The organism is Streptomyces sp. NPDC054863, from assembly GCF_053610825.1.
This window is the reverse complement of the sequence record NZ_JBSGZD010000275.1, coordinates 1-10,640: the sequence shown is the minus strand read 5'-3', so window position 1 is coordinate 10,640 and position 10,640 is coordinate 1. Positions and strand designations below refer to the sequence as shown.

At 73.3% G+C, this 10,640-nt stretch carries 10 protein-coding genes and 1 pseudogene; 4 read left to right on the top strand and 7 right to left on the bottom strand.

All coding sequences use genetic code 11. The features are described 5' to 3' along the window. Positions 1-24: 24 nt before the first annotated feature. The 3 genes and pseudogenes from ACWGIG_RS31675 to ACWGIG_RS31665 all read right to left on the bottom strand — a co-directional run. Positions 25-399 (bottom strand): nuclear transport factor 2 family protein, encoded by a 375-nt coding sequence (locus ACWGIG_RS31675; protein WP_453325130.1) that lies wholly within the window; start codon positions 397-399, stop codon positions 25-27. Between the two features lie 203 nt (positions 400-602). After that, positions 603-2,111 (bottom strand): carboxylesterase/lipase family protein, encoded by a 1,509-nt coding sequence (locus ACWGIG_RS31670; RefSeq protein ID WP_453325131.1) that lies wholly within the window; start codon positions 2,109-2,111, stop codon positions 603-605. A 189-nt stretch (positions 2,112-2,300) separates the two neighbouring features. Continuing rightward, positions 2,301-2,750 (bottom strand): annotated as a pseudogene (locus ACWGIG_RS31665) (GNAT family N-acetyltransferase); the annotation flags it as partial. A 166-nt stretch (positions 2,751-2,916) separates the two neighbouring features. Here ACWGIG_RS31665 and ACWGIG_RS31660 point away from each other — a divergent pair. Continuing rightward, positions 2,917-4,509: a glycosyltransferase family 39 protein gene (locus ACWGIG_RS31660; RefSeq protein WP_453325129.1), complete on the top strand. Its 1,593-nt coding sequence runs from the start codon at positions 2,917-2,919 to the stop codon at positions 4,507-4,509. 7 nt (positions 4,510-4,516) lie between these two features. Here the strand turns inward: ACWGIG_RS31660 and ACWGIG_RS31655 are convergent, their stop codons facing one another. Next, positions 4,517-4,711, bottom strand: a complete 195-nt coding sequence (locus tag ACWGIG_RS31655; RefSeq protein WP_453325128.1) for a DUF1918 domain-containing protein — start codon at positions 4,709-4,711, stop codon at positions 4,517-4,519. Positions 4,712-4,838: 127 nt separating this feature from the next. After that, on the bottom strand, positions 4,839-5,855 hold the full coding sequence (locus ACWGIG_RS31650) for a DMT family transporter (protein ID WP_453325127.1): 1,017 nt from the start codon (positions 5,853-5,855) through the stop codon (positions 4,839-4,841). Here ACWGIG_RS31650 and ACWGIG_RS31645 point away from each other — a divergent pair. After that, positions 5,854-7,290: an aminotransferase-like domain-containing protein gene (locus ACWGIG_RS31645; protein ID WP_453325126.1), complete on the top strand. Its 1,437-nt coding sequence runs from the start codon at positions 5,854-5,856 to the stop codon at positions 7,288-7,290. The two genes, ACWGIG_RS31650 and ACWGIG_RS31645, sit on opposite strands and share 2 nt — an antisense overlap. Before the next feature lie 169 nt (positions 7,291-7,459). On the opposite strand, the gene ACWGIG_RS31640 is transcribed toward ACWGIG_RS31645, so the two are convergent. Both ACWGIG_RS31640 and ACWGIG_RS31635 read right to left on the bottom strand, forming a co-directional pair. Beyond that, positions 7,460-7,891, bottom strand: a complete 432-nt coding sequence (locus ACWGIG_RS31640; protein WP_453325125.1) for a barstar family protein — start codon at positions 7,889-7,891, stop codon at positions 7,460-7,462. A 71-nt stretch (positions 7,892-7,962) separates the two neighbouring features. After that, positions 7,963-9,171: a glycoside hydrolase family 10 protein gene (locus ACWGIG_RS31635; RefSeq protein WP_453325124.1), complete on the bottom strand. Its 1,209-nt coding sequence runs from the start codon at positions 9,169-9,171 to the stop codon at positions 7,963-7,965. Positions 9,172-9,297: 126 nt separating this feature from the next. Here ACWGIG_RS31635 and ACWGIG_RS31630 point away from each other — a divergent pair, with 126 nt between their 5' ends. After that, a complete protein-coding gene (locus ACWGIG_RS31630; RefSeq protein ID WP_398420198.1) occupies positions 9,298-10,158 on the top strand; it encodes a 3-hydroxybutyryl-CoA dehydrogenase in 861 nt (286 codons plus the stop codon). A gap of 210 nt (positions 10,159-10,368) precedes the next feature. Further along, on the top strand, positions 10,369-10,626 hold the full coding sequence (locus ACWGIG_RS31625) for a hypothetical protein (RefSeq protein ID WP_453325123.1): 258 nt from the start codon (positions 10,369-10,371) through the stop codon (positions 10,624-10,626). Positions 10,627-10,640 lie beyond the last annotated feature (14 nt).

Sequence of the window (10,640 nt, the reverse complement as noted above, 5' to 3'; positions counted from 1 at the left end):
GCGCTCCCGGACTCCCGGCATCCGTCAGGCTCCCGGCACGCGGTCCAGGAAGCCCTTGACCGAGGAGACCCGGCCGTCCTCGGCGAGCGTGGCGACGTCGAACCCCGCCACCGGCGCGGACCCGTCGGCAAGGGAGACCAGTTCCCAGCCGAAGCGGACGATGTCGTGGTGCCCGTCGGGCTCACCCCTCAGCCGGAACTCGAAGCCGGGGAACTGGGCGAGCGCCCCGGCGATCATCGCGGTCACCTCCGCGTGCCCGCGCACGTCGGCGGCCGGGTCGGTGTAGGCGGCGTCCTCGGTGAAGGCGGCCTCGACGGCCTTGGCGAGGTCGTCGGCCCCGGTGGTGGTGTTCCAGGCGGCGAAGTAGCGCTGGAGGGCGGTCTCGAAGGCGGCGCTCATGGTCGTGTCCTCATTCTTCGTCGGTCTGTCGGCGCTTCGTCGGTGCGTGCCGGCCGGGAACGTCCCCGGCAGAAGTACGATCTCCCGTCGGCGCGGCACCGTCGATTACTCCAGAGGTAACTCCCTTGCCGCTCAGGGCATTTCCGGTGCCGCGGTCAGGACATTTCCGGTGGCACCGGTGGGGGCGTCTCCGGCGGCACCGGTCAGGGCGATTCCGGGGTGAGGTGCACGTCCCGCCACAGCTCGCGCGGCGGGCCGTCCGCCGTGGGCGCGCCCCAGATCCGTACCGCGCCCGCGTCCGTACCGTCGTACGGCTGCCACCCGGGGTCTCCGGTGGCCGCGAACCCGGCCCAGGCACGGACCAGTTGTGCGGACAGCTCGTCGTCCTCGGGGGTCGGCGGCCCGCCGATGAGGAACTCCAGGCGGGGGTCGCGGTGGTTGCCGAAGGCGAAGGGGACGTCCGCGCAGTGCCAGGCGCGCACCACGGGCCGCCCTTCGGAGTCGGTACGACGGCGGGCGAAGCGGGAGTGGAAGGTGCGGCCTCCGGCGCGGACGTGGGCGTCGGCGACGCGGTTGCTGTACTCGGCGAACCTCAGGTCTCCGAAAAGGGCGAGGTAGACGTCGAGGACGGAGGCGTCAGGCAGCCGGTCGCGGTAGCCCTCGACGAGGGCTTCGGGAAGGCCGAAGTCCTGGCAGAAGGCGGCCAGTTGGGGCTCCGTGGTGATTTTCGCGCTGCTGCCGACCGCGTCCAGGAGCCAGTACTCCTCGGTGGCGTGGCAGACCAGGAGGTCCACGCCTTCGACGGGTGCGGCGGCGTGTGCGGCGAGGGGGTCGGCGGGCAGCGAGGTGCCGTCGGCGACCGGGCCGTACAGGACGGGGTCGTAGTGCCGGGAGCCGAGGCCCGGGTCGCGGCGGAAGGTCTCGGCCACCCGGTCACCGGCGGCGACGAGGGCTTGCGGGGAGGCGGCCAGCAGTCCTTCGGCGGTGGCGGGGACGCCTGCCGCCGCGGCGATCCGGCGGGTGTTCCCGGCCGCGGTGTCCCGCGAGAAGCACGGGCCGACGGCACTGTGCGCGACGGCCCGCCGGAACAGTCCGCGCCCTTCGTCCATGAGCATCAGGCTCACCGCCGAGGTGGCCCCGGCCGACTGTCCGGCGACGGTCACCAGGTCCGGGTCGCCGCCGAAGGCCGCGATGTTCGTACGTACCCAGCGCAGTGCGGCGGCCTGGTCGAGGAGACCGCGGTTCTCCGGGTACGCGGCGTCGCCGCCGGGGACGTGCCCGAACCCTTCGAAGCCGATCCGGTAGTTGAGGGTGACCACGACCAGCCCCGCCCGGGCCAGAGCCGTGCCGTCGAAGTCGGGCTGGGCACAGGAGCCGAAGGTGTAGGCGCCGCCGTGGATCCAGACGAGCACCGGGAGCGGTGCGTCCGCGCGCGGAGCCCAGACGTTGAGCGTGAGGACGTCCTCGTCGCCGGGCGACCAGGCGGGTGCGCCGGGCAGTTCCGCCGACTGCGGGGCGATCGGGCCGAAGGCGGTGCAGTCCCGGATGCCGTCCCAGGGGGCGGGCGGCTCCGGGGCCCGGAAGCGACGCGGGCCGAACGGCGGTGCGGCGTAAGGGATTCCGAGGTGTGCGGCGATACCGGGGGCCACCGTCAGACCCCGTACCCGACCCTGCTCGACCCGTACGACGCCGGCTTCGGGCGCCGCATCCACAGGCCGGTACGGTGCCGGATCCGCGGGCCGGGACGGTGCCGAATTCGCGGGCCGGGACACCGCGGGATTCGCAGGCTCGGACGCCGCCGGGTTCGCAGGCTCGGACGCCGCCGGGTTGGCGGGCCCGAGCAGTCGCTCCCACCGGACCTCGCCGTCCTCCCGCTTCTCCGTCGGCTCCAGTCCTGCGGCCCGGGCGACGGACTGTGAGGCCAGGTGCTCCGGGTGGACGTGGGCGCACAGCGCGTCGATGCCGGGCTGTGCGGACAGCCAGTCCACCAGGGCACGTGCCGCCTCGGTCGCGATGCCGCGGCCCTGCCGGTCGGCGCCCACCACCCAGGCGATCTCGGCGGCCCCGCCCTCGACCGTCGCCTGGACGGTGCCCACCAGGCGGTTCTCGTCGCGCAGCCGGAGCACCCAGTTGAACCAGCCGACGGCCGGGTCGGGCGAACCGCCCTCCAGGCGTACGTACCGGGTGTGCAGCGCCTCGGCGGACAGCGGCTCCCCGCCGGTGAAGAGGTGCAGCGCGGGGTCGGCGAGGACCGTGGCCATCTCGCGCGCGTGCGCGGCGGTGAGGGGGACGAGGTCGAGGCGGTCGGTGCCGAGGGCCTCGGGGTGCGGCAGCTGGTGCGTGCGGGGCATGCGGTGCGGGTCTCCGTCTGTCGGTGTGCCGTCACGTTAACCGGACCCCCGTCCACGGCCCCAGGGAGTTTCCGTTCCGCGAGATACCGGGAGCGGCCCTGCTCCGGCTCGTGGACGGGCGCGCACGGCGCGCGAAGGAGCGCAACTTCGCCTCGTACTCACCCAGTTGACCGATTCGTTGCGGTACGAGGTCTTCTGGCGGGCGGTGTCCGGCCGTAGGCTCCTGGCCGTGTACGACAAGGGTGCGCCCCTCGCCGAGCCCCCTCCCGGGCCCCGCTCGCTCCACGCCTTCGCCACCGCCCCCGCCGCCACGGTCTGCGTCCTCGTGGCGGCGCTGCTCACCGCCCTGTCCGGGCGGTACGGCTACCACCGCGACGAGCTGTACTTCCTGGTCGCGGGCGATCATCCGGACTGGGGCTATGTCGACCAGCCGCCCCTGACTCCGCTCCTGACCAAGGCGTTCAGCTCGGTCTTCGGGGACAGCCCGGCCGGGCTGCGGGTCGCCGGGACGCTCGCCTGCGTCCTGCTCGTGCTGCTGGTGACCGCCGTGGCGCGGGAGCTGGGCGCCGACCGGCGGGCGCAGACCCTCGCGGCGGTGTGCGCGGCGACGTCGACGTTCGTGCTGGCCGTGGGGCACATCGTGACCACGGCGACGTACGACCTGGTGGCCTGGTCGGCGATCAGCTGGCTGTTCCTGCGGCTGCTGCGGTCGGGCGACACCCGGTGGTGGGTGCCGGTCGGGGCGGCCGTCGGCATCGGCGTGCAGAACAAGTACCTGGTGGCGATGCTGGTGGCCGCGCTGCTCGGCGGGCTCGCCGTCGCCGGGCCACGCAGGCTGCTGCGCAGCGGGTGGCTGGGCGTCGGCATCGCGGTCGCGGTGCTGATCGCCTGGCCCAACCTGTGGTGGCAGGAGCAGCACGGCTGGCCCCAACTCACCGTCGCGGGCGGCATCGTGGCCGACGACGGCACCGAGAACCGGCTGCTCTTCGTACCGCAGCAGTTGCTCTTCCTCTCCCCGCTGTACGTCCCGGTGTGCGTCGCGGGCTGGCTGCGGCTGTGGCGGCACGCGGAGGCGTCCTGGGCGCGGGCGGTGGCGTGGGCGTATCCGCTGCTGTGCCTCCAGGTGATCGGGGCGGGCGGCAAGCCGTACTACGCACTGCCGCTGCTGCTGGTGCTGCTCGCGGCGGGCTGCGTACCGGCGGCGCGGTGGCTGGCGCGCGGGACGTGGCGGCTGCGGCGGGGGCTGTCGGCCGGGGCGGTGGCGGTCACGGCGGCGATGAGCCTGGCCGTGGGGCTGCCGGTGCTGCCGCCGAGCGAGCTGGAGTGGATCGTCGGGATCAACCCGGAGCAGGGCGAGCAGGTGGGCTGGCCCGAACTGGCGGACGCGGTGGCGGCGGGCTGGCAGCGGATCCCCGCGAGCGAACGGGCCACGTCGGTCGTCTTCACGCAGAACTACGGGCAGGCCGGCGCTCTCGTACGGTACGGGCCCGCACGCCGCCTCCCCGCCCCGTACTCCGGCCACATGAGCTTCGCCGACTGGGGCCCGCCACCGGACACGGCAACCGGCCGGGTGCTCCTGCTCCAGCAGCGCGGCAGCGGGGCAGGGAGCGGAGCATTCTTCCGCGACTGCCGGCAGACGGGCCGCATCGACAACGGCCAGAACGTCGAGAACGAGGAACAGGGCACCGCAATCCTGATCTGCACGGGCACCACAGCCCGCTGGTCCCAACTCTGGCCCCGTCTACGCCACTTCTACTAGCGGCCCCTCACCCCCGCCCCTCATCCCTCCGGACCACCGTGTCCGGCCCCGGCGACATCACCGTCTCCCGTCCGTCCGCGAACCGCACCCGGTACGGCGGCGTCCCGTCCGGCCCCAGCACCTCGACGACTTCCGCGACCCGGTCCTGCTGGCCCACGATCCTGCCGTGTGTCAACAGCCGGTCGCCCACACTCGCTCGCATCAGAACTGACCTCCTGAGGTCGGACGAGGTTGGATGACGTCCGATCCGCAGGGCCAATTCTAGGGCGGCACAAGGGAGTTGACGCCCCGCGGTAGCGCCGGGTGTCAACACTGGCCGACACCTGTCGTCAGCTCCGCACCCGCTGGGTGACCGCAATGCACACCAGTACCGCCACCGCCGCGACAGGAGCCGCCACCGGCAGCACCTCGCCGAGCAGCAGCACCGACCAGACCAGCGTCAACAGGGGCTGCGCCAGCTGAAGTTGGCTCGCCTTCGCGACGCCGATCTCGGCCATCCCCCGGTACCACACCACCAGCCCCAGGAACTGCGACCCGACCGCCACCCACAGCAGTCCGGCCACGCTGTGCACGGTCGGGTGCAGGGGCTCGACGGTGAGCGCGACCGCCGCCGTCACCCCCGCCACCGGCAGGCACATGATCAGCGCCCACCCGATGACCTGCCAGCCCGGCATCTCCCGGGCGAGGCGCCCGCCCTCGGTGTATCCGGCGGCGCACACCAGCAGCGCCCCGAAGAGGTAGAGGTCCGCCGCCGAGAGCTCCCCGCCGCTCTGCTGCACCGTGAAGCCGATGACGACGGCCGCTCCGGCGAGTGCCGCCGCCCAGAAGGCGCGCGAGGGCCGGTTCCCGGTGCGTACGGCCGAGAAGACGGCCGTGGTCAGCGGCAGCAGACCCACCACCACCGCGGAATGGGCGGTGGTGGACGTCTGGAGCGCGAGCGTGGTCAGCATCGGGAAGCCGAGCACGGTGCCGATGCCGACGACGGCGAGGCCGCCCCAGTGCCGGCGGTGCGGCACGGGCACCCGCAGGGCGAGCAGCGCGCTCCCGGCGACGAACGCGGCGAGCACGCTGCGTACGGCGACGAGGGTCCACGGCCCGAAGCCTTCGAGGCCCCACGCCGTGGCGGGAAAGGTGAGCGAGAAGGCGACGATGCCGAGGGCGGCGAGCAGGGTGCCGTTGCGGGTACGCAGAGCAGCCTCGGCACCTGCCGGAGGTGTCGACTCCGCTCGCGGGGCCGCACCCGTCGCCGGACCTGTCGCCGAAGCCGCCGCCGCACCTGTCGCCGGAGCCTCCGACACCGCAACTGCTATCGCAGGGGCGGGAGTAGCGCTATTCTGTGCTGTCATGCATGAGCGTAGCAGCGTCGCCGACCTGGCAGCAGTTCTCCGTGCGGATCTTCACCGCTACTCCCCCGGCGGAAAGCTGCCGTCCAGCCGTGCTCTCGTCGAGCGCCACCGCGTCAGCCCCGTCACCGTCTCCCGAGCCCTCGCGCAGCTCGCGTCGGAGGGCCTCGTCGTCACCCGTCCCGGCGCCGGCGCCTTCCGGGCCGAGGCGCGCGAGGAGACCCGGCCGGCCGGCGACACCTCGTGGCAGGAGGTCGCACTCAGCGCGGACGGGGCCACCCATCCCGTACCGCGCGCGGTGGACGCGTCCGGTGTCCTGGTGACCCTCGCCGCGCCCGCGCCCGGCGTCATCGAGTTCAACGGCGGCTATCTGCACGCGTCCCTCCAGCCGGAGCGGGCGATGGCCGCCGCCCTCGCCCGCGCCGGGCGGCGGCCGGGTGCGTGGGGGCGCCCGCCCACCGACGGCATCCCCGAGCTGCGCGAATGGTTCGCCCGTGGCATCGGCGGGGCGGTCACCGCCGCGGACGTGCTGATCACGGCGGGCGGGCAGAGCGCCCTCACCACCACGCTGCGCGCGCTCGCCCCGCCCGGCTCCCCGGTACTGGTGGAGTCGCCGACGTACCCCGGGATGCTCGCCATCGCACGGGCCGCCGGACTGCGGCCTGTGCCGGTGCCGGTGGACGCGGACGGGGTGCGGCCCGAGCTGCTCGAAGCCGCCTTCCGGGCGACCGGGGCCCGGGTCTTCATCTGCCAGCCGCTGTTCCAGAACCCGACCGGCGCGGTGCTGTCGCCGGAGCGCCGTCCGGAAGTGCTCCGGATCGCCCGCGCGGCGGGGGCCTTCGTGGTCGAGGACGACTTCGTGCGCCGCCTGGTCCACCTGGACGCCGGGCCGCTGCCCCGTCCCCTGGCCACCGACGACCACGACGGGGTGGTGGTCCACGTCTGCTCGCTGACCAAGGCGACCTCGCCCAGCTTCCGGGTGTGCGCGCTCGTCGCACGCGGGCCGGTCCTGGAGCGGCTGCGGGCCATCCAGGTCGTCGAGAACTTCTTCGTGCCGCGCCCCCTCCAGGAGGCCGCCACGGAACTGGTCGGCTCCCCTGCCTGGCCGCGTCATCTCCGTACCGTGGCAGGGGAGTTGAAGAACCGTCGCGACGCCCTCACCGCCGCGCTCCGGCTCCGGCTGCCCGAGCTCGGGCTGCCGCACGTCCCGTCCGGCGGCTACCACCTGTGGCTCCGCCTGCCGGACGGCGCCGACGAGTCCGCGGTGGTGTCCGCCGCGCTGCGGGCCGGGGTGGCCGTCGCCCCCGGCCGCCCGTACTTCAGCGCGGAAGCCCCCGCCGGGCACCTGCGGCTGAGCTTCGCGGCGGTGGCGTCCGCCGCCGAGATCACCGAGGGCGTACGAAGGCTGCGGACGGCCTGCGACGGACTGACCGGGTAGGACGGCATCCGGCGCCGGTCAGGAAGGCGGCCGGCGCCGGTCGAGGAGACGTCCGGTGCCGGTCAGGAAGGCGGTCGACAGGGTGCGGCGCCCTCCGGCAGCGCGGCCTCCACGACCTACGGCACGATCCCCCGGCCCGCTCTCCCCCAGGGCGTCCCGGTAGGCCCGCTCATCCCAGGCGTACGTCCACGCCCTGCTCCCTCAGGACGTCGAGGGCGGAGTCGAAGTACGCCACGAGGTGGGTGCGGGCGGTCTCGGAGTCCGGCCAGTCGAGCACGAAGGGCGCGGTCGCGCCGAAGCCGCCGCGCAGGCAGTCGCTGAGGGCGTCCAGGTTGGCCCCGAAGTAGCCGCCCGGCCCGTTGACCGCCTCGCCGAGGGCGAGGAAGAGGGCGGAGCGGTCGGTGATGTGCCGCCCGTCGATCACGTACGTACGCCCGGCGGGGGCGTCCTCCCGCCCGGCCGGCCGGGCGAAGTGGTGCTCCTGGACCGCGGTCAGCCACGCCAGGCGGCCCTCCGGATCGAGGTCGGTCCAGCCGCCGGGGCGGGTGAGGGCGCTGATGTCCACGGGACGCTGATCGTCGCTCAGCTGATCGTCGCTCATGGGGGCATTGTGCCCGTACGGGGCGGGGGACGCCGAGCCGGGACGACCCCCGCTCCCTCTATCGGTGGTGGCTACCGGTAGTGGTCCGCCACCACCCGCTCCATCGCTCCCGTCCGGTCCTCCCCGACCTCCCGCGCCGAGAAGAACACGTGCCCCCGCACCTCGGGGTGCGACGCCGCCAGCGTCAGGTGCCGGGACAGTTCCCCGGGGTCCTGCCACGCCGCCGGCTGGGCCGGGTCGCCCGCCTTGTAGAGGGCCTCGCCCGCGTACAGGTCGACCCCGGTGCCCCGCACCGTCGCCGCCCACCACCGCACCAGCTCGGCGTAGTCCGCCGACTCGAAGCCGATGTTCCAGTACAGCTGCGGGCAGATGTGGTCGAGCCAGCCCTCCCGCACCCACTTCCGGGTGTCCGCGTACAGGTCGTCGTAGGTGCCGACGCCTGCCCGGGTCCGGGACCCCTCGGGGTCCCGGTCGGCGTTGCGCCACACCCCGAAGGGGCTGACCCCGAAGCGGGTCCCCGGCCGCACTTCCCGGATCCGCTCGCCCATCTCCCGTACGAGAAGGTCGGTGTTGTGCCGCCGCCAGTCGGCGAGCGACCCGAAGCCCGCCCCGTGCGCGGCGTAGGCAGCGGCGTCGTCGAAGGTCTCCCCCGCCACCGGGTACGGGTAGAAGTAGTCGTCCCAGTGGACCGCGTCCACCGGGTAGCGCCGTACCGCGTCGAGCATCGCGTCCTGCACGAAGCGGCGGACCTCCGGCAGGCCGGGGTTGTAGAGGAGCTTGCCGCCGTACGGGACCACCCACCCGGGGTGCCGCCGGGCCGGATGGGCCGCGGAGAGGCGGGTGGGATCTGTGTGATTTGCCACGCGGTACGGGTTGAACCAGGCGTGCAGCTCCAGACCCCTGCGATGGGCCTCCTCGACGGCCACGGCGAGGGGGTCCCAGCCGGGGTCGCGACCCTGCTCCCCGGTGAGGCATTCCGCCCAGGGTTCGTACGGGGAGGGCCACAGCGCGTCGGCGGTCGGGCGCACCTGGAACACCACCGTGTTCAGCCGCCTGCGCACCGCGGTGTCCAGGTGAACCAGCAGCTCAGCGCGCTGTTCGTCGGCGGTGAGGCCCTTGCGGGACGGCCAGTCCCTGTTGGCCACGGAGGCCAGCCACATCCCCCTCGTGACGCGTTTTCCGGGCGGGCCGGGGCGCGCCGCCGAGCTCCCCGTCAGGGCCAGCACGGAGAGCGCGCCGACCGCGCCCGCCACAAGCCTCCTTCGTGCGATATGTCCCACAAAACAACACCTCACCGTTTCGGTACGGACCTGCGTTCCGGCCCAGCATGCCCGCCCCTCCCGGCCGGCACCCCGCAGACGCGGAGTAACGTCGGGGGTTCGGATACGCAGAGCGAAAGGCACGATGTGACCGACATCGAACGCGTCGGAGTAGTGGGCTGCGGCCAGATGGGCGCCGGCATCGCGGAGGTGTGCGCCCGCAGCGGCCTTGAGGTCAAGGTTGCCGAGACCACGGGCGAGGCCCTGGAGATCGGCCGCACCCGCCTCTACAACTCCCTCTCGAAGGCCGCCGAGCGCGGCAAGATCTCCGAGGAGGAGCGCGACGCGACGCTCGCCCGCCTGAGCTTCACCACCGACCTCGGGGAGTTCGCCGACCGCGACCTCGTCATCGAGGCCGTCGTGGAGAACGAGCAGGTCAAGACGGAGATCTTCCAGGTCCTCGACCAGGTGGTGACCCGCCCGGACGCCATCTTGGCCTCCAACACCTCCTCCATCCCGCTGGTGAAGCTGGCCGTCGCGACGTCCCGCCCGGACGCCGTCATCGGCATCCACTTCTTCAACCCGGCCCCGGTGCAGAAGCTCGTCGAGCTGATCCCGGCCCTCACCACCTCCGAGGGCACGATCAGCCGGGCGCACGCCATGGTGGAGAAGATCCTCGGCAAGCACGCCATCCGCGCCCAGGACCGCTCGGGCTTCGTGGTGAACGCGCTGCTCATCCCGTACCTGCTCTCCGCGATCCGGATGTTCGAGTCGGGCATCGCCTCGCGCGAGGACATCGACAACGGCATGGAGCTGGGCTGCGCCCACCCGATGGGCCCGCTGAAGCTCGCCGACCTGATCGGCCTGGACACGGTCGCCTCGGTGGCGGACTCGATGTACGCCGAGTTCAAGGAGCCGCTGTACGCCGCCCCGCCGCTGCTCCAGCGGATGGTGGACGCGGGCCGGCTCGGCCGCAAGACGGGCTCGGGCTTCTACCCGTACGGCTGACACCCACCTGGCACCCGCGCGCCTGACAGAACGTCACACGCCGTCCGCAGCGCCCCCCGCACTCCTGATTCGCACGGAGTGTGCGGGGGCGCGCGCGGTGTGCGGGGTGTGCTCGCATATGCCCCGCACACACTCTCCCGCCGTACGGAACAAGGGAGTTGACTCACCGTCACAACAACTGAGCCAACTCTCCCGTAAGGAGCGGTCATCGTGACCACCGACCCCGAACAGAGCGTGGTCGTAGAAGAAGTTTCGGAGATTCGCCGCCGCCTCGATGTGGGGCACGCCCACATCGAGGGACGGCTCGCCGTACACACTCTGCGTGACGACCAGAACGACAAGGACCTCGCCGACCTGATCGCCCGCGTCAGCGTCCTGGAACACTCCCGTTGGCCGCTGCCCGCGGTGGCGGCGCTCACCGCGCTCGCCGCGCTCGCCGTCACCGTCTGGCAGGCGCTCGGCCGTTAGCCGCGGTCCACGGG